Origin of the sequence: Rhizobium sp. R634 (assembly GCF_002211305.1) — a bacterium.
Classification (GTDB): domain Bacteria; phylum Pseudomonadota; class Alphaproteobacteria; order Rhizobiales; family Rhizobiaceae; genus Rhizobium.
Window position 1 is genome coordinate 481,754 of record NZ_LOKW01000024.1, and the last position, 26,217, is coordinate 507,970.

The following is a 26,217-nucleotide window of genomic DNA, read 5'->3' on the forward strand; positions in this document are numbered from 1 at the left end:
CCGTGCCGACGTTAGATAGCGCCCAGCAATCTACATACAACACAGGTGAAATTTGAAATTGAATAAACTAAATATAATTAGAAAATTGTTCGCAATAATTTCTCTTATATATTTTATCTCGTTCTATTTATTGTTTAGGCAGATACCATATTATGAAAGCTTCTATGAAGAAATTTTCGATGCATTTCGATTCCGAGGCCCGCTTCTTGGAATGCTAGTCGCGTGTCCGCAGGTTTATCTGATGATGATGTTGGCGGTAGGCTTGCATCTCTTGAAAGGAAATCCTGACGCGGTGAAGCCGCTAATGCGGATATGGGCAGCAATATTCATACTCGGCTCCGCATGGACTATGCTTCTCATCTATGTGATTAATAACGGTTAATTCCGCACCCTTGGTCTCAAGATATCGTCTCAGCGCCTGTGGTAGTGCGGCCAGTACCACCACGGCGCCGGCACGGCCTTACCAGCGCAGGTTTTAAAAGGAGACCCCGCGCAAAGCGGGGGCTCAAGTTGGGAACTTGTGATGGGCCGGGCGGAGCGTCATGAAGACTTGGCTGCCATTCAAGCTCCGCGCGGCTGACGAAATACGACTAGTGCTGCCAATTTGTTCCCGCCGCAAAGCGATTGTAACTCCCGCTCGCTATGCTGATAAGTTTGGTGCGATTACGCATGGTGACTTTGCCCCGCGCCGACCTGATCGTGCCTTCGCCTTCGAGCAACGCCAACACTCGGAAACGCCAACAACGCGGAAAAAATGCGGATCATGGATTTCACACCTGTCGAACTGGGGACCGCATCTGGCCGTCAGTCACACCAATCGTTCCTTCGTTTCGGGCTCCAGGTTCTGGCGAACCCCTCGTCGAGCAGCTTCCTGCCTATTTCTTCGCCGTTCTTTCTGTAGATGTTCACGAGGGGCCGGTGCGCCTGCGTTTTGTCTTCCGAGCCGCTGAAAACGACCCTGAGGCCTTTTTCATCAAGAAGCTCTTTGAGCCTGCCCTTGGCGATCAGCGCCATCTTGCGTTCCTTTGGGCATTTTGCGTGACTGCCGATCTCGGGGGTATCGATCCCGGAAACGTATGGAACGCCTTCCCCAAGCAGACGCATGAGCTGACCGTTGCAGCGCACCGTATCCCCATCGACCGCCGTCAGCGACGAGCAGATGATCAATCCAGCAATCATTGTGTCGTTGCCTTCGCAGCCGCTTCGAGCTTTTCCTTGAATGCCCTCTCCTGCTCGTAGGTCTTGTGTGGATAGTGTGGCCAACACCACCAGCGCGACGGCACAGCCTTCGATGGGCTAAAGCCGAAGCCTCCCCACGCTTTGCATCCGTTCTCCTCGCAATAATGGATGTACATGTGTGATGCGCCATTCAGCGGCGGCTTGTCAGTGTCGTTCATCGCTCAAATCAACAGGGGTTGCGGATTCGCTGCTACGGGCAGAGTCTCCACGGGCGGCAGCAAGGCGAGCCTACCGTCGGCCAGTGGCCGTTGCATCCTACCTGCCTCTTCCCAAGGGGCCGTCAGCCACGTTTCGACTTCTTCCCGGTTGGCAAGGATGACTGGCATCGCCTTGTGATGGATGGGTGCAACGACGGCATTTGGCTCCGTGGTGAGAAAGCCGAACAGGTCGCACGTAATCAGACCTTCCTTGATCTTCCGAACGCTCGTCCACTGCGGCACCCACAGCCCAGCAAAAAACATCAGCGCCTCGTCGGGTGCGCCGAACCACGCATTCGGTGTTCTGCCACCTTCAGGCTTGTTCGCGGGGTCCGGCTCGGCAAAGCGGGTAAACGGCACCACGCACCGGTTCTCGACGCCAAGCCAACGCACCCAATGTTTGCTGCTGACATTGCGGACGTTGGTCGTGCCGCCGTCCGGCTCCATCTTCAGGAGCTCGTTGAAATCAACCGGCTTGCCCTTCTTGCGCAAACCATCAGCCCTTTTGGTCGCTGCGTCGAGGAGAGCTTTTGAAGAGCTAGGCAGCCCCCATCGCACGTTGGCCAGCTCTCGCCCGGCGGGCGTGTTGCGGACGATTGGAGCCATCCGGTCGGGCCATATCTCCTGCTGCGGCTCCATGTTTCCGGTGCTGTCGATCATAGCGCCGGTAATCGCGCGGATGGCCTCTTGATTGCTCATCATCCGGTATAGATTGCACACGTCTCCCTCCTTCGGCGTCCACTCGCCATTCCGGTTCACTTCGTCGGTATCGATGAACTGACCATTCCACCGGTCTCTGAACTGTTTCGCAGCATCGCGGCTTCCGAAGCAGAACACAACGTAGTCGTCCCATTCAATCGAAGCACGATAGGACCTGGCCGCCCGGTCATAGGCTAGTGCGGAACTGATGATTTCACCCCTCAGGCGACTGTCATGGACCTGCGTGCCGGCATGATAGTTCCCCCAGTAGACGATTACATGATGGGAAAGCTCCTTGTTCAAGCGCCATCGGGCATTGGGATTGTCTCGTCGGGAGGCCACTATAAAACCCCGTCTTCCCATACTGGCATTTTGACGGTGTTTATCTTGACCAAGCGCCGCACGGGAAGCTTGCCGTATTCAGTCCCCCATATCTGCACGACCTTCAGGCTCATAAAATCGCCCCTGTTGCAAATCTCACAACGGAATCGACTTGCCAGCCGGTCAAGGCTGACATCGGCCGTCAACTTCAAAAGGTCATTGGGGAAGAAACGGTAAGTCCTTCTGCAGAATTGGCACGTTACCTCCAGTAATTGGTTGGCATCGGCCGCGTTGCGCAGGCTCCAGCCGCGCAACTTCTTGGAATAGTTCATTTCAGGCATCGTCAGTCTCGGTCGTAAGTCGGACGCCAGCCGCGCGCCATGCCTTTGCTCATAGCGCCCTCTGCCAATACGAGCTGGTGACGCAGATGCCGGATATCCTCCAGCAGAGCAATTATAGCGGCTCGCATATCGCCATTGTGAAAGGCAACCACCTCGTCAAGTTCGCTGGCGAGCGGGCATGAAAGAGCTTCGGTTTCCATGGCTGCGCTCAAGGAATTATGCCCGCTAACCGCATGTTCTCGCAAAGAATGGATATAGCTTCGTCGAAGCCGCCGCTGCAGGGAAATTTGAAAGGCCTTGTGGCCTCGTCTACGAGAACTGGATCTCCGGTTGCTGCATCCACATCCGCAACATGCGTGGTCAGGTAAATGCCGCACGCCTCGCCTGCGGTCTCATCGATCGCCATCTGAACTGCTCCCAAGGTGGCATCACTCGGAACGTCGATAAGTCTGGTCGTGAAAAATCTTACGCCTCGACTGCCCGCCACGGCCTTGGCGAGGCTCGCGTGCACGTCCGAGACTTCGATCTCTGTCTCCGGTGGCCACATCACCCCGGTTAGGTCCTCGTCATCATCCACGGCTTCGCCAATCGGCTGCTCTCGCATATCCGTTCTCCAAATCTTCAATTTTTAGATTGGCGGCCGCTCGCCGATGTTCTTATTATGTTCTCTTCAGCTGACGAGTCAATAATCAATCTAGGTCAATTGCTTTTTAAGGTGTCGCTGATGAAGTGCGGGCATGACCAAGCCGCCACCTAAGCCTGTCAAGCCACTCCTCAGTGAAGCCGAAGCGCCGATGCGTAGCCGGCCGCGGAAAAAGCGCGACCCCGCCCAGCCTCAGCTCACTCTCGACCCCATGCCGACGCGCATTGATCCATGCCTTGCGCTACTGAAGCCGCGGCCGCCGAAGGGGCGGCAATGGGCGTTTGAAGTAAAATGGGACGGTTACCGCTTGGCGGTCCACATCGAGCCCAAGGGCGTCAGGATTCTGACCCGAGGCGGTCATGACTGGACCAATCGCTTCCCTGCCATCGCGGCTGAGGCAAGACGACTTCCTGTTTCCACAGCGATATTGGACGGAGAAGCCGTCGTGTTCGATGAGCAGGGCCGGTCGGACTTTGTTAGACTTCAGCAATCGCTCGGCGGCCGCGGTGGAAAGCGGATGTCTCGGGAAGCAGTCTTCATGGCATTCGACCTTCTCTATTTCGACGGTCACGATCTCACCGGAACGGAACTCACCGCGCGGCGCCATCTCCTCGAGGGGCTTGTCCCCGCGGGCGGCCAAGATGCCATTCGATTATCAGAGGAGATCGAGGCAGAGGGAGATGCGCTCCTGCGCATCGCGTGCGAGCACCGGCTCGAAGGGATCATTGCGAAAGACCGGAACAGCACCTATCGCAGCGGCCGGCTCGGCGACTGGGTGAAGATTAAGTGCATCCAGAGCGACGGCTTCGTCATTGTCGGGTACGAGAAATCGACGGCCTCGTTCGGGCGCATTGGGCGGCTGCTGCTCGCCGCGCGCAAGGGAAACGATCTCGTCTATGTCGGGGGTGTGGGAACCGGCTTCAACGAACGTTCCGCGGGTGAACTTCGGGAGCAGATGGACAAGCTGATGGTTCGTAAGCCCGTGATCGACACTGGGCGGAAGCGAACTGCGGTCTTCGTCCGCCCGGAGCTTGTTGCAGAGATCGAATACCGCGCATGGACGCATGATGGAAAGCTGCGCCACGCTTCTTATAAGGGGCTGCGCGAAGCCGCTGATCAACTGGCGGTCTATGAGTTGAACGACCTCCGCTAAGATCTGCACCGGGCAAATGCGTCCCGTCGTTTGGCAAACAGCCGCAACATCTCAGTCGTTGCTAATGACTTCCACTTGGTCCCTCTATTCGGGCTTTTGAGTCTCTTCGCCAGCATGACCGTTGATGTGATTCCACCACTCATGGGCGACGGCGGCAATATCCCCCAACTACCCTCAAGCTGGTCAATGGGCCGTGATCGGACTCGGAGAGGTGGGATCGATGCAGATGGCCGGCAAAGTCTCCAGATCAAGGGTCCAACAGGGTGGGACTACCGATTTCATTGCGTGGGCTCTGTCATTTCAACTTCGTCGGCTTACAATATCTGATCTAATGGCGAGACAACGCATGGGATTGTGAACGTCTTCGAGGAAAGGATGTTTACGCTCCTCCGTAGCCCGAGGGTGGCCATTAACTAAGGGGAAAAATCCATCGTTTCGAACGAGAGGTCCTTTCGATCAAACGCAAATTCAAGATCAATCCGAAATGTATTTTTTCCCGGTTCGATTACAAAAAGGGGAAAATCTCGCAGCCAGTCGCCAGATACGACAAGTGCGGAAGTCGCGGCAATGGAGCTCATCCTAACGCAGCCCAGCGGCCCCTCCGCGTCTTGCAGACGAATTCCCTTCTCATTAGGTCCACAGGATTGCTTTGGTGCAGTAACGTCGAGTTCGGTTGGAACGCGTAACACCCCCTCCAGGGATTGGTCAATTAACGCTAAATTGCTCTTGAGGACTCTGTCCGCATCGACGTTCGTGCGGATGAACTCCTGTATCGAAGCCCGGATATAATTAGGGAACCGTAGTTTGGATGTCAGCTGACGAGATTTTATTTCCCACCTTAGATCTGCGATTTCGCGAAGATTGACATTTGCGGAAGCTAGCATTTCGGCCCGCACTTGGGCAGTAGCTTCCATGAATCTGCGAAGCGTTCGCTTCAAAGCGCTCAGTCGTTCATCGATATCCGCCGTGTCAGCCGGCGGCATCCCATAGTCCACCAGACGTAGATCGGAGATGTCCTTGACAACAGCGAAGACTTGTTGCCCAGCCGTTGCCCACTGACCTGATATTGCCTTCGTGTAAAGCTTACCAACCCCGTCCGCGACCTTCTCCATAGGCGCGACCAGTTTGTCGAAACCTTTTTTTGCCTTCTTCCTATCTTCAACTGTTTGTAGGAGTTGTCGACGCTGTTCATTAACAGCCCTGATGGCAACCTCTATTTTATCACGCTGCTCCTGTTTCATGCTGTCGTAAAGCATCAGGTGTATTTCTTTTTGCTGCGCAAGAGACTTCCTGATGATAACCGCAATATTATCCAATTTACTCAGCGTGTCATTCTGTCTGATTCCAACATTTACGTCAGCCTCTCCCTCTCTATATATGCCGCCAATTCGAAACAGGTATGATCTGACAAAATCTAAGTCATTTAGTGTTCTAAAATTACATATTTCGTGCAAGAGGCTGTCGATTAACTCAGTGTATAACGACATCTCGTCACTACAGCTGAGAGACGAAAAAAACTCTCTATTGGAGCGAATAGGTTTTGCGCCACGCAATGCGCCGGGTAACGCCGTTAGCAACTCCTGCTGCAGGAGCGTCATCTCCTCTTCCAAAAGTATTGCCAATAAATCGCGCGGCGAGAACGAGAAGATGGCGGGATTGTCCATCGCCATTCTGAGGAGAGGCGCAATTGCATAGTTTCCATTCGTCTCGTACTTTGCCAACAGCGCGTAGAGTTCGGATATCGCCTCGTCGGTATTGATTGAAAAAATATCGATGCGGCCGTCGCTGCCGAACAGATTTCCCTCGTGCACCGGTACCTCGTCGGAAAAGATGGCTCGGGAAGGTCTATCATAAAGCGTCTTGAACTTGGGGGTGCGCTTCTGAGCAATATGTGAGGGCCGTCCGCCCTGCACATTCGACGCTAGGCGGAGGTCACTCCTCTCCTGAGCGGATGGTTCACGCCCAACAAACTTTACGAAGATCTCACCGGCGTCGCCGCCCCTCCCGGGCTTTCCTGATAACGCGCCGCGTTTTGGTCGATCGATATCACACGCGTCGGTCTGAGCGCTGGGATGGTAGGAGCAGGCCGTCGTCATGCCGGCTCCGCCTCTTCCGCCCTTGAGCCCCCCGACGTGCAAGAATACCGCTCGCGTCTCGTCATAGGGGTCGCCCCCTGTTATCGGAGGGTGATCAACTTCCATGGATTTGAGGCAGGTCTCGCAAAAATGTATGCGGCTAGCATAGATCCGTATGGACCCCGAGCGCACACTCGGCCAAACCACGGAGTGATCGGGAGCATCGCCGCCAACTTGCCGATTCACCTCAGTGGGAACTAATAGCATTGGCGCAGAGGGAAGCTGCGGAACTTCCAGTACCTTGTCTACATACTCGTTCGCACGATGGCGATCTTCTGGCCCCTCAAACCCCTTGAAGCTGTATACCTTGCCGACGTCATCATAGTATTCCATCCAATTGTAATAATAATTAAAACTTCTTACGATTGGTTTTTCATAATAGGTAATTATGCCATATGCTCTGCTATTTTTCTTGTACGGTTGCCAGTATAGATATTTATACTTGAAATATATTCTAGTATCTATGGGCGCATTTATATAGACATCATTTGCGGCGATTATAACATCTCCGCCATTAGTCAAAACAGGTTCGTTGATAGTTACGGCTTCACTGAAAATGAACACATCTCTCTTAGTTACGTGATCGTTAACTAAGAGAGAATATTTTGCTTTGTTATCCTCATTGAAAACTTTTACCAAGTGTGGATATTCCCGCCACCCTTCTTTCGTCTGCGAAACAGCCGTGTCGAGAGGCAGCGCTACTAACGACAAGACCGACAGAATAAGGCCAATTCGCATTGTCGGCACCCCTGTTCTTAATTTGCACATGTATCCGCGAAGTTGCAGGTTAGCCGTTGATTGTGCTCGGCCAGACGCTCAAGGTGTGGCCGCGCCAACTAATCGCGCTTAGGCGCGTTCCGGCACTCTGCGGTGGAGAAAGTCAAAGTGTTCTTTTTGAAGCTGATTAATTCGAGTCCGCAGTCCCGCGTGCCGAACCGGAACTTGATCCTACACAACCGCCGGACCTCGGCAGGTGACAGCTGGACGCGGTCGGTGACCGAGCCCTCTCTCGCCTTTCCGCCGAATGAGCCATTGAGGCCTTTCCACTGGACGTAGCTGAAGATCAGCCTGTCGTCGCGGTCAAAAAAACCGGTTACGGCATAAAACTTGTTTCCGGCTATCTTCTTGCCGTTAGAGAACGTCGCAGTGATGGTGGCAAGACCGCTGGGTGCTAACGACACGTCACCGTAGCCGACTTGGTGTGTGTCAATATTACGCTCCGCGTGAAAACGAGCGGCTTGCGCGGAGCTACCCTTTGCTTCCCTTTTTTCGATTGGCGGCACAACGCACTTTGACTTTGCTTGCACCTCGAGAGGTATAAGCAAGGTCATTCCCCCGACCCAGCATATAACGAGAGTCGCTGAGCAACTGTTCATGCTATCCTCCCGATCGACGCTCTCTCAGCTTACACCCGATCAACGTGTTCCGAAAGCTACCCCACGCTTCTGGATTGCTTCCAATGAGGCTAGGAATTGAGCCTGTTCGGCATTGCCTACCAACGGCAATACCGAGCTGATGGCCCAATGCACGATGTGCCCGGCTAACAGGCCGGCGCCAAAATGCCGGTCACCGGCGTATTTGCTCTCCATCGTCGCTGAATTCAGCAGTCATCTACTGCGCTTCCTTAAGCATCTTCGAAAGTTCGCCCGTACCCTCGCGGTTACCGGTAGACTGGTCAATGCGTCTCCTCTCCATTGCAATCGCTTCCACGTCACACTCGAGTATAGCTGGTTGTTACACGCATCGGGTTACACAACCGATCGTCACATCGGTCTTGACGTCGGCTATTTGTTACAGGGTAGCTTCAGGCATAAAGCTTGAGGTGACACATGACAAAAATCGGCTATGCCCGGGTCAGCACAGTTGACCAGGACTTCGAAATACAGCAGCAACGTTTGAAGGCCGAAGGATGCGTGATCGTGCGCGCAGAAAAGGTTTCAGGTGCCAGTCGCGAGGGACGAACGGAACTCTCAACCATCATCGAATTTCTACGAGAAGGCGATGAGCTGGTCGTCACGCGGCTGGATCGTCTGGGGCGCGACACGCGCGACGTCCTCAACATCGTGCATGAGTGCGAGCAACGGGGCGCATACGTGACCGTCCTGGACCCTCACGTTTCCACCCGCGGTGAGATGGGTCACGTTATTCTCACAGTCCTTGGTATGGTCGCTCAAATGGAACGTCGCTTCATAAGGGAGCGGCAACGGGAAGGTATTGAAAAAGCAAGAGCGGAGGGTGTCTATAAAGGCGGTAAAACGCGGCTCGACCACGCCCTTATATCCCGACTTCACCACGATGGACAGGGCGTGTCCGCGATAGCGAAAGCAGCTGGTTGCTCCCGTATGCAAGTCTACCGTGTCCTCAAGAATCTGGCGGTTAATTCCCGCTGAGAGCGTCAACATGAGTGTCCTAGCCCCACAGGGTGGATGCCCTCACCAAACGAATAGGTGCCCCATCCTATCCAATCTTCGCAACCGCTCCTCGTAGTCCGGCATAATCGTTTCCAGCGAGCGCCAAAAACGGCGCGAATGGTTATGCTCAAGCACATGGCAAGCCTCATGCGCAATAACGTAATCAACCAACTGCATTGGTGCCATGACCAAGCGCCAGTTTAGGCGTATGCGTCCCCTCGCATCGCAACTCCCCCAGCGTTTGGACTGGTCGACGACGTTAACGGTCGGCGTAGGAATTCCAATCGTCTCCGCGATCATCCGGGCCCGAACCGGAAAATGCACGATCGCACGCGCTCGATACCAGTGCCTGAGCCCGCTGCGGACTGCCGCACGCTGAACGGATACATGGCCATGTGGCAGCACTGGCGCGACAAGGGTTGAACCTCTCGCTGCAATACGGGTCGTGACCGCGGTTTCGTCGGGAATGAGCTTCAAGCGATACTGACGGCCCAGATAGTGGAAGGTCTCGCCACTTACAAACTCCTTTGCAACTGGCTGTCCTCCAAGCTCGCGATATGCCGCCTGCTTGCGAAGCAGCCAAGCGCCTTTCTTCCGAACGAGGCCAAGGACGCGATCATCATCCAGGTCAGACGGTGCGAGGACGCGCACTCCGTCGAAGCCAACCGATATTGCAACAGTCTTCCGGCGCGCTGTCCGCTCAATAACGAATGCGAACGTTTCGCCGCCAAAGACGATGGAATGTTGGGCCGTCATCCCGCGTATCTCGCGCGGGCAACATCCATGATCTTTGCCGTCGTAGCTTCGACCTTGTGGGCATCTAATCCCAAGCTGCGCAATTGCTCCTTGATTGTTCGGCGCATCTGCCGCTGCACGTCCTCCTTGTGGTTCCAGTCGACGACGTCGGCATACTCCTCGAGTGCCTTGGTGATACCGGCCGCGCTACGGGAGCGCTCCGCGTTGGGTAGATCGGCGTCAATGAAGGGCAGGATGGCGGCAGCCGTTCCGGTGAGGCCATCGCTCCTGCCCGTCGCGCCCGCGCGAATATCCGCGGCCTGACCCACCATTGCCTCAAGCTGGGTCAACGCGTTGGCGGCGGAAACGCGGGCTTCCCGCCTGTCGTTGACGATCCGCTCTAGCTGCTCCCAGAGCGACGAGTAGGCTGTGGGATTTTCGTCGCGATGAACGTGGATTTCTTGTCGGATGGCGTGCTCAATCTCTGCCGCCTTAGCATCGCTCGACCGAAGGCTTTCGAGGTGAGGACGGAAGGCGGGGTCGAGAATGTCGAATTTCACCAGTAACTGCTCGACACCCGTCACAGAAAGATGGCTGGTGATGATCTCACCGACTTTTGCCCCATAATCTTTCGGATCAAACGGCTCCTCGTGATAGGCGCGGCGGGCAAGAACGCGAATGCGCGACAGCCACTTCAAGTCGGTTGGATAGGGTTCTTCCAATGCCTTGGGGTCAGGCAAGACCATGTCCATCGCTTCGGCAAAACGCAGGAAGTCGAGTTCGAACTTGGCGCGGACGTCATCCGGACGCAGTAGTTCAACGCAAGCCGTATCGTCCTGACGGTTAAGGCCTTCAAAGAGCCGAATGGCCGCCCGGTGTCGACTTTCGAGAAGCTGGATTTTCTCGGACAGCGGACGGAGGGCACTGGCTGTGCCATCTTCGTCGGAGAACATGTCCAGTGCATCTGCGATGCGCCGGTTATCTCCCCAATAGTCTACGACCAGCCCATAGGTTTTTCCGTCAGCAGTACGGTTCACACGGGCGATGGCCTGCAAAAGCGTATGCTCTCGCAGAGGCGCATCGAGATACAAAACCTGCTCTACCGGCGCATCAAAACCGGTCAGGAGCATATCGCACACGACCAAGATTTTTAGCGGATCGTCGCGCTTCTTGAACCGACCTATCAAGATGTCGCGGTCGCGCTTGGACAGGTGATGGGTTTGCAGCCGGGCGCTGTCATTGTTCGAAGCGGACATGATCAGCGCGCATTCAGGTGCGCCAAGACCTCGCAAGGCCTCGGTATAGGTTACCGCGATATCTCGGCTGGCGGCTACAATCTGCGCCTTGAACCCGTTTGGCTCGATGGTGCTCTGATAATGCTCAAGTATATCTGTGGCGATGGTCTCCACCCGAACACGCGCTCCAGCCAACTTCTCTTGAAGCCCTGTGCCGCGTCTAAGTTTACCGATCTCTTCCTCAGATAATTCCGGGAATGCGGCCCGAATATCCTGTTCGAGATCGCGACCGTGGATCCTGAGCGGGGCGTCACGCATCTCGTAGTAAATCGGGACAGTCGCTCCATCCTTCACGGCTTGGTCAATCAGGTAGCGGTGCAGGTAATCGCCGAAGACTTCCCGAGTGCTCCGGTCTTTTTTGTCGATGGGGGTGCCGGTGAAGGCGATCATGCAAGCATTTGGCAGTCCCGCCCGCATCCGGGCGGCAAGCGCGCCATATTGCGTCCGGTGCGCTTCATCGACCATGACAAAGACGTTCCGCGCCTTGGAGATTTCCGAAGAGCGTTTCGGCACGGCACTGTGAAACTTATGGACTGTCGTCAGAACTGTTGTTCCGGCACCGCCCGACAGAGCCTTGCGCAGCGCATCTCCGCTTTCGGCCTGTATGGGGTTGGCGAAACCTGATCGCTGGAACTGCCCAGTGATCTGGTCATCCAGGTCGGTTCTGTCAGTGACGATGACAATCGTTGGGTTTTCGGCTTCGGCAAGACGGCGCAACTTGGTTGCGAGAAACAACATCGTCAGTGATTTACCGGAGCCTTGGGTATGGTGGATGACCCCGCCACGGCGCTGCGGGTTGGGTGCGGTTCGGATGCGCTCAATCGCCTTGCCGACGGCAACGAACTGCTGATAGCGCGCCAGCTTCTTGATGCGCCGCCCGTCGATGGTCTCGAACATCACGAAGTTGCGGATGATATCGAGCAGATTGGCCGGGGAGAGAAGCCCGGCGAGCAAGATGTCTTGTCCGTTTGGTGTTCGACCCAATTGCGCCGCGAGCGCATCAAGCGTGAGCGGATAGGGGTCCTTCCACTCAGCCCATTGCCGAGCAGGTGTCAGCGTCGTGCCGTACTTCGCGACGTCGCGCGCCAGCGCGATGGAAATTTGCGCCGTCTCGAACAGGCGAGGAGCGCCGAGCCCGGCGAATTCATCCCGGCTTTCATAACGGCGGAACTGGCGGATCGCCTCGCCCATCGGGTCGGCCAGTGAAGGTGATTTGCATTCGATGGCCGCAAGCGGGAGGCCGTTCACGTATACGACGATATCGGGAATGATGTCCTGACGAGCGCCCTTGATTGCGACTTGGCGGGCAAACTCGAACGTGTTGGCGGATGGCTCATCGAAATCGAAGAACCGAACATTGCGGTCCTGTCGTCTGCCGCCTTCCGTATGGGCGGCCGTCACGCCGTAGGTGACGGCCGTATGGGCGCTCTCGTTAGCCTCCATCACATCGACGGCCGTCACGCGCGTGACGGCGGCAACAGCGCGGCGAACGCCGTCATCGCCAAGCCACGGATTAAGGCGCTTCAGGCATTCCACAAGGCGAACCGTAAGAACTGGTTCTGTTGACTGACCATCGCGCAACCGTCGCACATCTTCTGGTGACAAGGGCTTATAGTCGAACAGCACCCGCAGCAGGTCCGTTGCCGGCTCCTCTACCCATTCGCGCTCTAGCTGGTCACTAGTCTCGTTCATGCCGCTTGCCCAGCTCTGTCCCTATGCCGCGCAATGATGATTTCCGGAAGGCGAATGTGCCCTGAGAGCAGTTCCTGAGCCAATGCATCCCGGTTTTCGGTCAACGCCTTGCGGGTCTCCCGCTCTTTCGCAATCCGCATGTCAAATGCTTCGCCGACGGCTGCGATCTTTTGTTGCTCGGTCGTCGGTGGCTGCAAGATCTGGAGCTTCTTGAAGACCGGCATGTAAATGGTCTGGTGAGTACTGCCTTCCTGCAGGCGATCCCACTCGCGTTCCATGTGGCGGAAAACCTGAACGAGATAGGCCGGCACTAGAGCTGGCCCACAGACCCAATTTGCAAAGTCTTGGCTGGTCGCCATCGCTCGCTTCATGCGCGAGGCCTTGCCTACCGTTGCCGTACGGGAAAATACCACAGTATCCTTGGGCAGAACGCGCGCTGAGGAATTTGCTATGCCCTTAGGGGTGACGCATTCAGAAGTTTGATCGATTTCGAGCGCGTCGAGAGCCTCGGTGTCGGCGAGCGATAACCATGGAATTTCACCGTTCCAATATTCTGCCTTTTCTCGGCTCGGTGTGTGGCCGCTTTCGAGCTTGGCTACCTTCGTCAGTGTCACGAGGTCCCAATCTGCTGGGATATGAGTGATCCCTTCGGCTACTCGTCCAAGCACCCAGCGCGACGGTAAGGGCTTTCTCGGCGCGTTCTCGCGCCGGATGCCGAGCATCAGCAATTCGCGCATCGTGGCGTACTTAGCGTCGGCAAGCGCCGCAATTAACGCCTCCGTTTTTACGATAGCCTCCTCCACCGCAGCCAAGACCTCGGCAATCGCGCACTGTTCGGCGAGCGGCGGAAGGCTTAGGCGAGTGGCAAGAAACTCTTCTGTCGGTACACGGTTCGCTTTCCGCGAGCCGATCGCGGCAAACTTGAAACGCCCATAGAAGCTAGGACGGGCGACTGTCTTTAGAAACCAAGACGGGTCCACTTCTCCGACAAAGTCGAACGTCGGCAGATCGAGCGTTGTTTCATATCCGTCCAGATGCGGCGGAATGATCCCGAATGCACCATTCAAACAATCGAGCTTGCTATAGGCAAACTGGCCTGCTTTGCGGATGTAGTAATTGGTCGCTTCACTTCCGCCACGATCCGAACTCGCAACGATGCCGCGCCCATAAAGTCGAATTGTCAGTTTTCTGGCATTGCTGCCGTTGCTCCCCTTAATTCGGCTTTCCTTGATGAGGTCGCCTATTTTCACTGGGGGCCAATGGAAATCACCTGACATAGCCCATCTCCTTGAGAAGGGCATTCATGCGTGCGGCGGCTTCATCGCGTGCCTGCTCGGCAGCCCAAAGTTTGCCAAGCTCAACTTTGACGTCAATTGGCTTTTCCGGCTCAAGCGTATCGATATAACGGGAGATATTGAGGTTGAAATCGTTCTCCTCGAGTTCTTTCAAATCCACGACCCGGCAGAAGCGGTCCTCGTTTTTCCATGCGCGGAAGGCGTCACGGATGTCCCTGATATCGCCTTCGCCCAAGATGTTCTTTTTGGGCCGCTCCTCAAACTTCTTCGCACCGTGGATGAACAGCACCTTGCCTTTGCGTTCAGCTGCCTTCGCCTTGTTGAGGATCAAAACGGTAGCTGGGATGCCGGTGCCGGCGAACAGATTTTCCGGCAGACCGATAATGGCCTCGAACAGATCGGCTTTCAGCATCGCCTCGCGAATACGGCCGTCTCCCGAGCCGCGAAAGAGCACGCCATGCGGCATTACCACGCCGCACACGCCTTTGGCGTTGAGCGTCGCTACCATGTGCTGAACAAAGGCCATATCGCCCATATTCTTAGGCGGTATGCCGTAGATAAAGCGGTTATGACCCTTCTTCTCGGTGTCGCCTGAAACATCCTCCGCGCCCCAGCTATCCAACGAAAAGGGCGGGTTGGCGATCACGCGATCATACAGGAACAGGTTGCCATCCTGATCGAGCAGGCGTGGGTTGCGGATCGTGTCACCCTTTTCGATTCGCGCATCGCGAAGCCCGTGCAGCAGCAAATTCATCTTGGCGATAGCCCATGTGCCAAGGTTTTTTTCCTGCCCATGCAGCGTGATGTTAAGCGCTTCGCCCAGCCGCTTGCCTTCAAGCTTCGCCACATGCTCCGCGACCTGAACAAGCATGCCGCCCGAGCCGCAGGTGGGATCGCTGATGCGCATGCCGGGCTTGGGGTCCAGCAACTCGACAATCAGCCGCACGACGTGATGGGGGGTGTAAAATTCGCCACCCTTCTTGCCTGCGTCGTCCGCGAATTTATCGATCAAATATTCATAGGCGCGACCAAGCATGTCTGGCTCAGACAACGAAGCGTTCGACAAGTCGATGCGCGAGAAGTGATCGATCAGGCGCGACAAAACGCCTTCGCGGTTCTTGGCATCGCCAAGCCGTGATTCGGAGTTAAAGTCGATATTGGCCAGCACGCCTTCAATTGAAGGGTTGGCATCTTCAATTGCGGCGCATGCCTTATTGAGATGGTCGCCAATGCCTGTGGTCAGCTTCTTGATCGATGACCAGCGCGCGCGCTCCACAAGAAAGAATTCGTGCTCGTCGGCATCATTATAGGCCACATCTTCAGGCAAGCCCTGACGGATAGCTTCCTGCGCTTCTTCTTCAAATCGATCGGACAGGCGTTTCAGAAACAGAAAGCCAAAAATGTATATCTTGTAGTCGGAACTATCGATAGACCCGCGCAGAATGTCAGCCGACCTCCAAAGATGGTTTTCAAGCTCCGAGCGTGTGAGTTTGGCCATAATCAGTCTTTCTTTCGGGTTCCAAAAAGGCGCGCGTTCAAAACGCCACGCGCTAACGCGCGACGAGCTGTCGCAGCATGAATGGCGGCTGCATACGTGGCTAATGACGCACGTACGAATTCAGAGATCAGGTCCTGTTCCTCAACCGGCGGCAAACTGATTTCGAGGTTAGCGAGATCTTTTGGCGACAAAGACAACAGGGTGGTGGCACCACGCTGGAGAAGCTCGATCTTTGGACGGAAAGCCTCACTCGAGAGAATTGCAAACAGCACTTCGCCGCGAATGGGCAGGCTGGGACGAACAATTATTATATTACCACTGGCGATCGCTCCAGCCGTCTCAGCTCCAACCATACCAAATTTCAGAACGGTTCCGCGACCGGTGATTAAAATGTCCCCCTCCCGCAACTGAAAAGGTAGAGCACGGGCCTCTGAGGGAAATGGCATCACGTCTAGCTCCGACACGGGCGTTACTAGCCCATCATCTAAGTGGCGAACGCCCACTACTGGAAAGAGGATCCCTTCCGCATTTTCGCTCCGAGTGGTACTCGCGCCAGCGAATAGCCTAGCAATATCTCCAAGGCGAAATTCTCGATTGTTATGCTTGTCGCTTTCTCTTACCATGACCTATGAATTGACCGTATTCGCATACGATGTCAAGAAAATACGGCGGTCTCGATAAGCCGTATTCAAATACGGTAAGAAATATTTTTAAATCCATCGTTGACAAGCCGGAAATCTCTGCCATCCTGCTTACATCGGATCTAGAGTCCGAGGTGTAGAGCAAGACGGAGAAATATATGAATGCAAGAGCGAGGCCGAGCGGCCTCTCAATATCGGAAAGCGACGCCTCCCTCATCAAGGGAATGATTGATCGTGGCGATCGTCACCACGACATCGCAGCTTTCTTTGGACTTAATCAAGGTAGGATTGCTGAGATCAAGGACGGCACTCGGTTTCCAAATACTGCCGCTGCGAATCCAGACGAACTCCCGCCTAAGGGGCCGTATTTGACTCCCAAGGCATCATGGATGGAAAATCGACTGATCACGTAAACCAGCCGATTTCCAAATACCCCGGGGCCGAAGCCCGCTAGGACGTCCTAAGCAAACGAACCGTAGCGGTCCCCTCCTTAAAAATCAATAACCCGGACGCTTCGGCCGGGTTAGATTCTCGCCCCAAGGAGGGCAAACAGTATGTTCGAGATTCTCCGCGCAAGCTCCGGCGGTTACTTCTGGCGCTTGAAGGGAGGCAATGGCGAGACGCTTTGCCATTCGGAGGTTTACACCTCCAAGCAGTCGGCCCAGAACGGCGTTGATGCAGCGAAGAGGCTAGCGCCAATCGCACAGGTTTACGATAAGGCGTAAGCAACAACTCTGTGAGTGCCCCAAGCTAAGTCGGGGCACTCACTCGCCATGCGTTTCGACCTTTAAAAAATATTTAAGGGCGGCGCGCTGCAGGAATTTTAATTGAGGACAGTCTCAGCCGCTCTTCATCAAGCATATCGCCCCACCATTGCATCATCCGCGTACGCTCCTCCCAATAAGTAGCGCGGTTATAGACTCTGCGTACCTTTGAGGTGTCCAAGTGGGCGAGTTGGGCTTCTATAACATCGGCCCCGAATTCCCCCGACTCGTTCAGGATGCTACTAGCCGACGAGCGAAATCCGTGCGCCGTATGCTCCTCCTCCCCTACCCCCATACGACGCAGAGCAGAGTTCATCGAATTTTCGGAGAGCAGTGCCTTGCCAGACATCATTGACGGAAAAACCTGCGGTTTGTCTCCGAACAGGTCCTTCATATGTTTGATCACCTCGATGGCCTGACGGGAGAGTGGGACCTGATGCTCGCGGCGCATCTTTGTTTTTGCAGCCGGAATTGTCCAAATGGCCTTATCGAGGTCGACTTCCGGCCACTCCATCGATCTTGTTTCCCCGGGCCGGGCGAAGCAGAGAGCCTGAATTTTCAACGCTGCGACAAGCGACGGCCAGCCTTCGTAACCATAAATGGCCCTCATCAATCCGCCAAGCTCCTCACGAGTGGTGAGTGCAGGGTGGCTAACGGGCACATGCCGCTGAAGGGCGCCGCGCAAGGCCGAGGTAGGATCGTTTTCCGCTCTTGCGGTTGCAATAGCGAACCGGAAGACGCGCCCTATTACTGAACGCGTAGCAAGGGCGCTCTCTATGCGCCCGCTTTTTTCGACAGCAGTAAGGACATCCAAAACGTCTTTCGCCGAAATTTGCGTGATGGGGTACGGCAAAAGCTTCTTCGCCAGAACCTTCAACATCCACGTATTTTTGTCGATAGTCGGCTCAGCCCGTTTATCTCGACGCAACTTGGCGATGAACTCATCGGCGATCAGGCCGAAAGTGTTCCCGGCTGCCGCTTTGGCAGCCATTTGCTCCCGCTTCTTCGTCAAGGACGGGTCTAAACCTTCAGATAGCGTTCGCTTGGCGTCATCCCGTCGGCTACGCGCGTCAGCAAGCCCGAGGGCAGGATAAGAACCCAGCGTCAGCGTCTTTCGTTTTCCGAAATAGGCGTAATCTAGCCGCCATGACTTGCCGCCCGCCGTCGACACGTAGAGGTAAAGGCCTTTTCCATCTGGCAGTTTGTAGGGTTTTTCCCACTTTTTGGCATTTCGAATTTGAACGTCTGTCAGCGCCATTTACGGTATCGGCCTCGATGCTAGTAGCCTTATACCGTGGTTTTGTACCGAAAAAATTGCTGGCTGTCACTGCACGACTTTGCACAAACTACGCGCGCGCGAGGCACCAGTTATCCGGATGTCACTGATTTTAAACGTCATATTGAACGTTGCTGGACGAACATTTGCGAAACGCCCTGAGGGAAGGGAGCGGGTGAAGGGAATCGAACCCTCGTATTCAGCTTGGGAAGCTGCTGCTCTACCATTGAGCTACACCCGCGATACCCTGAGATTTCCAACAGATGGGCGTCGCTGTCAAGTCGCCCGAATGCTGCGCCTCAGATGCGGAAGTGTTTGGAGAGCTTGAGGCCCTGAGCCTGATAGTTGGAGCCGAGGCCGGAGCCGTAGAGGCTGGCCGGCTTTTCCTGCATGTGCTCGTAGACGAGGCGGCCGACGATCTGGCCGTCTTCGAGGATGAAGGGCACTTCGTGGCTGCGCACTTCGAGCACGGCGCGGCTGCCGCGCCCGCCGGCCGGCGCATGGCCGAAGCCCGGGTCGAAGAAGCCGGCGTAGTGGACGCGGAATTCGCCGACCAGTGGGTCGAAGGGGGTCATCTCGGCGGCATAGTCCGGCGGCACATGCACGGCCTCGCGCGAGACGAGGATATAGAACTCGTCGGGATCGAGGATCAGCTCGTTGCGGCCGCGGCTATAGAGCGGCTCCCAGAAATCGAAGATGTCGTGCTGATCTTTCTCGTCGACGTCGACGACGGCGGTGTGATGCTTGCCGCGATAACCGATTAGGCCGTCCTTATCACCGCTGAGATCGATCGACAGCGCGATGCCGCCGCCGGAAACATTCGGCTGCTTGCTGGCAACCAGCGTCTCGCTTTCATGCAGCTTCAAGAGTTCCGGCTCGCCGAGGACGGAGTGGCCGACGCGGAAGCGGATCTGCGACAGGCGCGAGCCACGGCGCACGACGATCGGGAAGGTGCGCGGGCTGATTTCGAGATAGAGCGGGCCGGAATAGCCAGCCGGGATCTTGTCGAATTCCTGGGCATAATCGGTAATGACGCGGGTGAAGATGTCGAGCCTTCCGGTCGAGCTCTTCGGATTGGCCGAGGCCGACATATCGGCCGGCAGCGCCAAGCTCTCCATCAGCGGCACGATATAGACGCAGCCGGTCTCCAGCACCGCGCCCTCGGAGAGATCGATCACATGCAGGCTCAGCCGGTCGAGCTTGTCGGCCACTAGATGCGAGGGCCCTGGCATGAAGGAGGCACGCACGCGAAAAGCCTTGCTTCCTAAGCGCAGGTCGAGACTTGCCGGCTGGATTTGATCGCGGTCCAGCTCCCGCTCGGAGTTAAGACGCCCCGTTTCGAACAGCGCCGAGATTGCGCGGTCAGCCAGAATTCCCGTTTCGCGAGCCATCATGCCCCATCCATCATTTGCCGCAGACAAAACCAAACTCGGGGAATTGACGCAAGCAGCTAACAGCAGTATTGCAGAATTATCCCGTGGTGATTTGGCCGGTCGGCTTGCAGCCACGTTAAACAAGTGGCTAAAAAGACCGGGTATGAAACCGGTCTGCTTTTGCGGCCGGTTTTTTTGTTATGTGAAGGTGATGGCATGAGCAAGACCTGGCGCCCGGCAACCCAACTCGTCCATGGCGGTACGCTGCGTTCGCAATATGGCGAAACGTCCGAGGCGATCTATCTCACGCAGGGCTTTGTCTACGACACGTCCGAGGCGGCCGAAGCCCGCTTCAAGGGCGAGACGGACGGCTTCATCTATGCCCGCTACGGCAGCCCGACCAATGACATGTTCGAAAAGCGCATGTGCGCTCTGGAAGGCGCCGAAGACGCCCGCGCCACCGCCTCCGGCATGGCCGCCGTCACTGCCGCTATCCTCTGCCAGCTGAAGGCCGGCGACCACATCGTCGCGGCGCGCGCCCTCTTCGGCTCCTGCCGCTGGGTAGTGGAAACATTGGCGCCGAAATACGGCATCGACTGCACGCTCGTCGACGGCCGCGATCTCGCCAACTGGGAAAAGGCGATCACGCCGAAGACCAAGGTCTTCTTCCTGGAAAGCCCGACCAACCCGACGCTTGAAGTGATCGACATCGCAGGCGTCGCCAGGCTTGCCAACCAGATCGGCGCCAAGGTCGTCGTCGACAACGTCTTTGCAACGCCGCTCTTCCAGAAGCCGCTGGAACTCGGCGCCCATATCGTCGTCTATTCCGCCACCAAGCATATTGACGGCCAGGGCCGGTGCCTCGGCGGCGTCGTGCTTTCCGACAAGGCCTGGATCGACGAGAACCTGCACGACTATTTCCGCCATACCGGCCCGGCCATGTCGCCGTTCAACGCCTGGACGCTGCTGAAGGGCATCGAAACGCTGCCGCTGCGCGTCAAGCAGCAGACCCAGAATGCGGCGAAGATTGCCGATTTCCTGGCGGAGCAAGGCAAGGTCGCCAAGGTGATCTATCCCGGCCGCAAGGACCATCCGCAGGCCGATATCATCGCCAAGCAGATGTCGGGTGGCTCAACGCTCGTCTGCTTCGAACTGAAGGGCGGCAAAGAAGCGGCCTTCGCGCTGCAGAACGCGCTTGAGATCGTCAAAATCTCCAACAATCTCGGCGACAGCAAGAGCCTGATCACACATCCGGCAACGACGACGCACAAGAACCTGACGGACGAGGCGCGCGCCGAACTCGGCATTTCCGCAGGCACGGTCCGCCTTTCGGCAGGCATCGAGGATACCGACGACTTGATCGAGGATTTCGCGAAGGCGCTTCCCAAGGTTTCGGCCTGATCGAGAATAGCGGCCGGACCCGCCGGGGTCCGGCTCGCGGACCTTGCGGAGGTTCGGCCGGGGCCGGACCTCGCGCCTGCTCGGCCGGGGGAACAAGATCGCCAGCGCAGGCGTTCGGAAGTAAAATTAACACTGACGATTAGGCTTAACGATCGAAAACCCTTCGATCATGCTTGTTTCATCCCTGATCAACGTTCCGTTTCTTGACGGACAGGGCCTCTTTATAAGATACGGGTAACATATCTTGACTATGGTGCAAGGCATGTATCGCGCCCTCACAAGAGATATCGAAGTCGTAGTCGAACCGTTCTATCTGGAGGAGCAATCCGATCCGGAAGACGATCGCTATGTCTGGGGTTACCGGATCGTCATCAGCAACAATTCCGGCGTCGCCGTTCGCCTGGTCAACCGCTATTGGAACATCACCGACCAGAACGGCCAGGTGGACGAAGTGACCGGCCCCGGCGTCGTCGGCGAGCAGCCGCGGCTCAGCCCCGGCGACACCTACGAATATTCCTCCGGCTGTCCGCTCGATACGCCCTCGGGCCTGATGTTCGGCCATTACCAGATGGAAACTGATGAAGGCGAGCTGTTCGATGTCGACATCCCCGCCTTCTCGCTGGATTCACCGGGGCTATTGCGCGTGCTCAACTGAGGCGCTTTCTGAACTCGATTCCGTTTCAAAGTAACAGCGACGCGCAACACAGGCGGGTGAGTCCCCTCACCCCGCGCGGGGAGAGGGTTATAGTGAGGGTAGCTATCGGAGCGCCGCCGAAAACTATTCCGCCGGCTGAAGCTCGGCCGGCTGGAAGCGATAGGTGGTCGAGCAGAATTCGCAGGTAACGGCGATCTCGCCGTTTTCCTGGCTCGCTTCGATTTCCTCGGCGCTGAAGCCCTTCAGCACGGTACCGATCTTTTCGCGCGAACAGCTGCAGCGATCGAGGACCGCCCGCGGTTCGTAGACGCGCACGCCGCGCTCGTGGAACAGGCGGAACAGCAGCCGCTCGGTCCCGACCTGGGGATCGGTGAGTTCGTCGGCGTCGATGGTCTCGACCAGCGAACGCGCTTCGGCCCAGGCGTCATCCTCTCCATGCGGGCGGTCGCCGGTGTCGCCGTCGCCGCCGTGGAGATCCGGCTGGCGCATGCGCTCCGGCGCCTCCGGCAGGAACTGGGCGACAAGGCCGCCGGCCCGCCAGCGATGGCGCGGCTTGCCCGCTTCATCGCGATCGAAGAGCTCGGCCGCCGCAAGGCGCACGCGCGTCGGGATCTGTTCCGACTGGCGGAAATAGACGCCGGCGATGTCCTCGAGCGAGGTGCCGTCCAGCGCAACGATGCCCTGATAAGGCTGGCCGAACTTGCCTTGGTCGATGGTGAAGGCGAGCACGCCCTTGCCGAGCAGTTGCTCCGGCTCGGTTTCGCCCGATGCGACAGCCTTGTTGAGCAGCGCCTGATCGAAGCGGGCATAGGCGCGGACATTTTCCGGCGTCGAGAAATCGGCGACGAGAAGATCGACCGGTCCGTCACCCTTGGTCTGCACCGTGAACTTGCCCTCGAACTTCAAGGAGGTGCCGAGCAGCACCGTCAGCACGACGACTTCGGCCAGCAACCGGGCGACGGGCGCCGGATAATGATGACGCTCGAGGATCGCATCGAGCATCGGGCCGAGCTGGACGGCGCGCCCGCGCACATCCAGGCCTTCCACCTGAAAGGGGACGACATGGTCATCGCCGGCGAAATCGAACTGGCCTAGAACGGCTGCAGCTTCTGCCATGGCTTTCACTCCTCATTGTCAGAGCGACGGCCAAGGTGCCCGGCGCTCGCGCGGTCGCGAGCTTTGACTCACGACGTCCGATTATGGTTCAGATCGCGCCCAGGCACCAAGCTAGAATCGATTTCTGCGCATGAAGGCGGTTTTCCGCCTCATCGAAGACCACGGATTGCGGGCCGTCGATCACATCATCCGTCACTTCCTCACCGCGATGGGCGGGCAGGCAATGCATGAACAATGCATCGCTGCCGGCCTTGGCCATCAAGGCCGCGTTGACCTGATAAGGCTGGAAGACGTTGTGACCCCGGGCCCGATGTTCCTGATTCATGGAGACCCAGGTATCGGTCACCACGCAATCGACGCCGGCGACCGCACGGTCGGCATCATGGCAGAGCATGATTTCGGCGCCCTCATTGCGGGCCCAGTTCAGATAGTGATCCTTGGGCTCCGAACCAAGAGGCACGGCCATGTTCATGCGGTAGCCGAAACGCGCGGCCCCTTCGACCAGCGAATGCAGCACGTTGTTGCCGTCGCCGGTCCAGGCGATGGTCTTGCCCTTGATGGGCCCGCGATGCTCTTCGAAGGTCATGATATCGGCCATGATCTGGCACGGATGCGTGTCGTCGGTCAGCGCATTGATGACAGGCACGGTCGCATGCTCGGCGAGTTCTAGAAGGCGCGAATGCTCGGTCGTGCGGATCATGATCGCATCGACATAACGCGACAGCACCTTGGCGGTATCGCCGATCGTCTCGGCACGGCCGAGCTGCATCTCGGTGCCGGAAAGGAACAGCGTCTCGCCGCCGAGCTGGCGCATGCCGACATCGAAGGAGACGCGGGTGCGCGTCGACGGCTTTTCGAAGATCATCGCCAGCATCTTGCCGTCGAGAGGCTTGTCGCCCTTGCCGGCCTTGAAGGCCTGCTTACGAGCGAGCGCATCGTTCATGATGGTTCTGAGATCGGAGGATGTGACCGCCGAAAGGTCGAGAAAATGCTTAGGAGCCATATCGTGTTTTTACCTCGTTCAAGCCGTCTTCTTCACCTTGGAGGCGCGAATGCTTTCGGCAGCGCGCTCGATCCGGACGAGGCCCTCGCGGGCTTCCTCGGCGGTGACGACGAGAGGGGGAATAAGGCGGATGACGTTATCGCCGGCCGGCACGCCGAGCAGATGCGCCTCGCGGATCGCCTGCAGCAGTTCGGCCGAGGGAACGGCGGCCTTGATGCCGAGCAGAAGGCCCTCCCCGCGCACATCCTCGATCACATCGGGATAGCGATCCTTGAGCGAAGCCAGCCCCTGGCGGAAGACCAGCGCGACGTCGCGCACTTGCTGGAGAAAGCCATCGGCAAGAATGACGTCGAGCACGGCGCTGCCGACGGCCATGGCTAGCGGGTTGCCGCCGTAGGTCGAGCCATGCGTACCGGCTTTCATGCCTGAGGCGGCTTCTGCCGTCGCAAGGCAGGCGCCGAGCGGAAAGCCGCCGCCGATGCCCTTGGCAACGGCCATGATATCGGGCGTCACGCCGGACCATTCATGGGCGAAGAGCTTGCCTGTGCGGCCGACGCCGGTTTGGACCTCGTCGAGGATCAGAAGCAGATCCTTTTCGTCGCAGAGCTGTCGAAGCGCCTTCATGAATTCGTTGGTGGCGGGGCGCACACCGCCCTCGCCCTGCACCGGCTCAATGAGGATCGCGGCCGTGGCATCGGTGACCGCGGCACGGACGGCGTCGATGTCGCCGAAGGCCACCTGATCGAAACCCGGCGCCTTCGGACCGAAGCCTTCGAGATATTTCTCCTGGCCGCCGGCGGCGATCGTCGCGATCGTGCGCCCGTGGAAGGCGCCTTCGAAGGTGATGATGTGGAAGCGCTCGGGATGACCCTTGGAAAACTGATAGCGGCGCGCCGTCTTAATGGCGCATTCCAGCGCTTCCGCGCCCGAATTGGTGAAGAACACCTTGTCGGCGAAGGTTATGTCGGTCAGGCGTTTCGCCAGGCGCTCCTGGCCGGGGATCTCATAGATGTTCGAGAGGTGCCAGACCTTGTCGGCCTGCTCCTTCAGCGCGCCGACCACATGCGGATTGCTGTGGCCGACGGACGTGACGGCCACGCCGGCGCCGAAATCGAGATACCGCTCGCCGCTTTCGGTGATCAGCCATACGCCCTCGCCTCGCTCGAACCGCAACGGGGCACGAGAATAGGTGTCATAAAGCGGCGCGGCTTCAGCCATGGCGCGGTCTCCCGATCTAAAGTTATGGGCAGCGGACTCCGGCTAAGAAAACAATGCCCGAAAAATCAAAAATGCCGCCTTGCGGCGGCGAGCGGTACTATTTCCTTTTCGCGCTGCAATGTCAACAAAACTGCGCCCTTAGCGTATGCAGCACGCTTGTACAGCGGCATTTTCAGCCTTCAACAGGCATTATTGCAGAAATGACACGCGAGGGCAGCAAGTTGGGGAAAACTTGAAATTCGATTCATCCGGATTCCCGCGACTCTTGTCACGGAGTCCGCCTCACACTAGGTTAAAGTTCAATTACTAGACTGCATGCGGCGGAACTAGTCACCAAAATTGATCAGGCGTTTCTTGTTTCGGAGGCTTCCGGGACAACGGTGAGGGATTCTGCCATCACCAACGCAAAAGGTGGAGACAGGGCATGAACTGGACAGACGAGCGGGTCGAGAAACTCAAGAAGCTATGGTCCGAAGGACTGAGCGCCAGCCAGATCGCGGCGCAGCTTGGCGGCGTGAGCCGAAACGCGGTTATCGGCAAGGTGCACCGGCTGAGCCTTCCCGGCCGCGCCAAGGCCGGCGGCACGGCGACCGCCGCGCGCACGCCGAAGCGCAATACCTCGGCGCCCCGCGCGCCGAACTATGCCTCGCGCATCACCACCCGCACCGTGACCCGCCAGCAGGGCGCAACGATGCTGAAGGAAGAGATCGAGGTCGAAGCCGTCGAGGAAATGGAATATGTGCCGAAGGGCAACGTGGTCGTGCCGATCTCGCGCCGCCTCGGCCTGACGGAACTCACCGAACGCACCTGCAAATGGCCGGTCGGCGATCCGCTGAAGGACGACTTCCATTTCTGCGGCTGCGAATCCCCCGACAACTCGCCCTATTGCAGCTACCACCAGCGCCTCGCCTACCAGCCGGTCAACGAACGCCGCCGGGCCGCCGCGCGGGTCAGCTGAAAGCGCGATATTAGCGAGAAATAAGAAACGGGCCGCTCGGCCCGTTTTTTTGTGCCCGGTAGGAGTGGAAGCGCTTAAAGCTTCTGCTCTGTTTTCCCCGACGCGCCGCAGGCGTCAATTCGACCGGCCGGTCTGCTGATGAAGAGCCGCTCCTACCT

General features: G+C 57.3%; 24 protein-coding genes, 1 tRNA gene and 1 riboswitch. Of the genes, 6 read left to right on the forward strand and 19 right to left on the reverse strand.

The features are described 5' to 3' along the window. Positions 1 to 804: 804 nt before the first annotated feature. The 6 genes from ATY77_RS22840 to ATY77_RS22865 all read right to left on the reverse strand — a co-directional run bounded on the left by ATY77_RS22840 (position 805) and on the right by ATY77_RS22865 (position 3,401). Positions 805 to 1,179, reverse strand: coding sequence for a thermonuclease family protein (locus ATY77_RS22840; RefSeq protein ID WP_141103962.1), 375 nt, complete (start codon positions 1,177 to 1,179; stop codon positions 805 to 807). Then, on the reverse strand, positions 1,176 to 1,355 hold the full coding sequence (locus ATY77_RS22845) for a hypothetical protein (RefSeq protein ID WP_245314390.1): 180 nt from the start codon (positions 1,353 to 1,355) through the stop codon (positions 1,176 to 1,178). The genes ATY77_RS22840 and ATY77_RS22845 overlap by 4 nt, the downstream gene beginning before the upstream one ends. Positions 1,356 to 1,400: 45 nt before the next feature. After that, entirely contained in the window at positions 1,401 to 2,156 is a 756-nt protein-coding gene (locus ATY77_RS22850; protein ID WP_088688996.1) for an SOS response-associated peptidase, read from the reverse strand. Positions 2,157 to 2,476: 320 nt separating this feature from the next. Beyond that, positions 2,477 to 2,788: a hypothetical protein gene (locus tag ATY77_RS22855; RefSeq protein WP_245314387.1), complete on the reverse strand. Its 312-nt coding sequence runs from the start codon at positions 2,786 to 2,788 to the stop codon at positions 2,477 to 2,479. An 11-nt stretch (positions 2,789 to 2,799) separates the two neighbouring features. Next, complete coding sequence (locus ATY77_RS22860; RefSeq protein ID WP_088688997.1) at positions 2,800 to 2,997, reverse strand: hypothetical protein; 198 nt, start codon at positions 2,995 to 2,997, stop codon at positions 2,800 to 2,802. Positions 2,998 to 3,005: 8 nt separating this feature from the next. Further along, positions 3,006 to 3,401: a hypothetical protein gene (locus tag ATY77_RS22865; RefSeq protein WP_088688946.1), complete on the reverse strand. Its 396-nt coding sequence runs from the start codon at positions 3,399 to 3,401 to the stop codon at positions 3,006 to 3,008. 133 nt (positions 3,402 to 3,534) lie between these two features. Between ATY77_RS22865 and ligD the strand changes: the two genes are divergently transcribed. Continuing rightward, positions 3,535 to 4,593 (forward strand): non-homologous end-joining DNA ligase, encoded by a 1,059-nt coding sequence (ligD, locus tag ATY77_RS22870; RefSeq protein WP_088688947.1) that lies wholly within the window; start codon positions 3,535 to 3,537, stop codon positions 4,591 to 4,593. Between the two features lie 413 nt (positions 4,594 to 5,006). On the opposite strand, the gene ATY77_RS22875 is transcribed toward ligD, so the two are convergent. Continuing rightward, a complete protein-coding gene (locus ATY77_RS22875) occupies positions 5,007 to 7,466 on the reverse strand; it encodes a hypothetical protein (protein WP_088688948.1) in 2,460 nt (819 codons plus the stop codon). Between the two features lie 98 nt (positions 7,467 to 7,564). Further along, positions 7,565 to 8,059, reverse strand: a complete 495-nt coding sequence (locus tag ATY77_RS22880) for a hypothetical protein (RefSeq protein ID WP_141103963.1) — start codon at positions 8,057 to 8,059, stop codon at positions 7,565 to 7,567. A 498-nt stretch (positions 8,060 to 8,557) separates the two neighbouring features. Between ATY77_RS22880 and ATY77_RS22885 the strand changes: the two genes are divergently transcribed. Next, positions 8,558 to 9,118 carry a recombinase family protein gene (locus tag ATY77_RS22885; RefSeq protein ID WP_088688950.1) on the forward strand — a complete coding sequence of 187 codons (561 nt, stop codon included), beginning with the start codon at positions 8,558 to 8,560 and terminating at the stop codon, positions 9,116 to 9,118. 42 nt (positions 9,119 to 9,160) lie between these two features. Here ATY77_RS22885 and ATY77_RS22890 read toward each other — a convergent pair whose 3' ends face one another. Genes ATY77_RS22890 through ATY77_RS22910 form a run of 5 tightly spaced genes read right to left on the reverse strand, consistent with a single transcriptional unit; the run spans position 9,161 to position 16,277 of the window. Further along, positions 9,161 to 9,895 (reverse strand): SprT family zinc-dependent metalloprotease, encoded by a 735-nt coding sequence (locus ATY77_RS22890; protein WP_088688951.1) that lies wholly within the window; start codon positions 9,893 to 9,895, stop codon positions 9,161 to 9,163. Further along, positions 9,892 to 12,861 carry a type I restriction endonuclease subunit R gene (locus tag ATY77_RS22895; protein ID WP_088688952.1) on the reverse strand — a complete coding sequence of 990 codons (2,970 nt, stop codon included), beginning with the start codon at positions 12,859 to 12,861 and terminating at the stop codon, positions 9,892 to 9,894. The genes ATY77_RS22890 and ATY77_RS22895 overlap by 4 nt, the downstream gene beginning before the upstream one ends. Continuing rightward, positions 12,858 to 14,138, reverse strand: coding sequence for a restriction endonuclease subunit S (locus tag ATY77_RS22900; RefSeq protein WP_190237682.1), 1,281 nt, complete (start codon positions 14,136 to 14,138; stop codon positions 12,858 to 12,860). The genes ATY77_RS22895 and ATY77_RS22900 overlap by 4 nt, the downstream gene beginning before the upstream one ends. Continuing rightward, positions 14,128 to 15,654 (reverse strand): class I SAM-dependent DNA methyltransferase, encoded by a 1,527-nt coding sequence (locus tag ATY77_RS22905; protein WP_088688954.1) that lies wholly within the window; start codon positions 15,652 to 15,654, stop codon positions 14,128 to 14,130. Before ATY77_RS22905 ends, ATY77_RS22900 begins: the two co-directional genes overlap by 11 nt. A gap of 2 nt (positions 15,655 to 15,656) precedes the next feature. Further along, positions 15,657 to 16,277 carry a restriction endonuclease subunit S gene (locus ATY77_RS22910; RefSeq protein WP_088688955.1) on the reverse strand — a complete coding sequence of 207 codons (621 nt, stop codon included), beginning with the start codon at positions 16,275 to 16,277 and terminating at the stop codon, positions 15,657 to 15,659. A 572-nt stretch (positions 16,278 to 16,849) separates the two neighbouring features. On the opposite strand from ATY77_RS22910, the gene ATY77_RS22920 reads away from it, so the two are divergent. Continuing rightward, positions 16,850 to 17,020 (forward strand): YegP family protein, encoded by a 171-nt coding sequence (locus tag ATY77_RS22920; RefSeq protein ID WP_088688957.1) that lies wholly within the window; start codon positions 16,850 to 16,852, stop codon positions 17,018 to 17,020. A gap of 73 nt (positions 17,021 to 17,093) precedes the next feature. Here the strand turns inward: ATY77_RS22920 and ATY77_RS22925 are convergent, their stop codons facing one another. The 3 genes from ATY77_RS22925 to ATY77_RS22935 form a co-directional block, all read right to left on the reverse strand. Continuing rightward, positions 17,094 to 18,317: an integrase arm-type DNA-binding domain-containing protein gene (locus tag ATY77_RS22925; protein WP_088688958.1), complete on the reverse strand. Its 1,224-nt coding sequence runs from the start codon at positions 18,315 to 18,317 to the stop codon at positions 17,094 to 17,096. 188 nt (positions 18,318 to 18,505) lie between these two features. Beyond that, a tRNA-Gly gene (locus ATY77_RS22930) sits at positions 18,506 to 18,576 on the reverse strand. A gap of 58 nt (positions 18,577 to 18,634) precedes the next feature. Further along, the gene (locus ATY77_RS22935) at positions 18,635 to 19,729 is read right to left on the reverse strand and encodes a 2'-deoxycytidine 5'-triphosphate deaminase (RefSeq protein ID WP_190237683.1); all 1,095 of its coding nucleotides are present in this window, start codon (positions 19,727 to 19,729) and stop codon (positions 18,635 to 18,637) included. Positions 19,730 to 19,802: 73 nt separating this feature from the next. Next, positions 19,803 to 19,881, forward strand: a riboswitch (SAM riboswitch). A 43-nt stretch (positions 19,882 to 19,924) separates the two neighbouring features. Between ATY77_RS22935 and ATY77_RS22940 the strand changes: the two genes are divergently transcribed. Next, positions 19,925 to 21,109 (forward strand): O-succinylhomoserine sulfhydrylase, encoded by a 1,185-nt coding sequence (locus ATY77_RS22940; protein WP_088688959.1) that lies wholly within the window; start codon positions 19,925 to 19,927, stop codon positions 21,107 to 21,109. A gap of 262 nt (positions 21,110 to 21,371) precedes the next feature. Continuing rightward, positions 21,372 to 21,764 carry a Co2+/Mg2+ efflux protein ApaG gene (gene apaG / locus ATY77_RS22945; protein WP_011423893.1) on the forward strand — a complete coding sequence of 131 codons (393 nt, stop codon included), beginning with the start codon at positions 21,372 to 21,374 and terminating at the stop codon, positions 21,762 to 21,764. A 123-nt stretch (positions 21,765 to 21,887) separates the two neighbouring features. Here the strand turns inward: apaG and ATY77_RS22950 are convergent, their stop codons facing one another. From ATY77_RS22950 to ATY77_RS22960, 3 genes are all read right to left on the reverse strand, one after another. Continuing rightward, entirely contained in the window at positions 21,888 to 22,880 is a 993-nt protein-coding gene (locus ATY77_RS22950; RefSeq protein ID WP_088688960.1) for an Hsp33 family molecular chaperone, read from the reverse strand. Between the two features lie 88 nt (positions 22,881 to 22,968). Continuing rightward, positions 22,969 to 23,883 (reverse strand): ornithine carbamoyltransferase, encoded by a 915-nt coding sequence (gene argF, locus ATY77_RS22955; protein WP_088676734.1) that lies wholly within the window; start codon positions 23,881 to 23,883, stop codon positions 22,969 to 22,971. Positions 23,884 to 23,901: 18 nt separating this feature from the next. Next, positions 23,902 to 25,101, reverse strand: coding sequence for an aspartate aminotransferase family protein (locus ATY77_RS22960; RefSeq protein ID WP_088676733.1), 1,200 nt, complete (start codon positions 25,099 to 25,101; stop codon positions 23,902 to 23,904). A gap of 424 nt (positions 25,102 to 25,525) precedes the next feature. Between ATY77_RS22960 and ATY77_RS22965 the strand changes: the two genes are divergently transcribed. Further along, positions 25,526 to 26,059, forward strand: a complete 534-nt coding sequence (locus ATY77_RS22965; RefSeq protein ID WP_088676732.1) for a GcrA family cell cycle regulator — start codon at positions 25,526 to 25,528, stop codon at positions 26,057 to 26,059. Positions 26,060 to 26,217 lie beyond the last annotated feature (158 nt).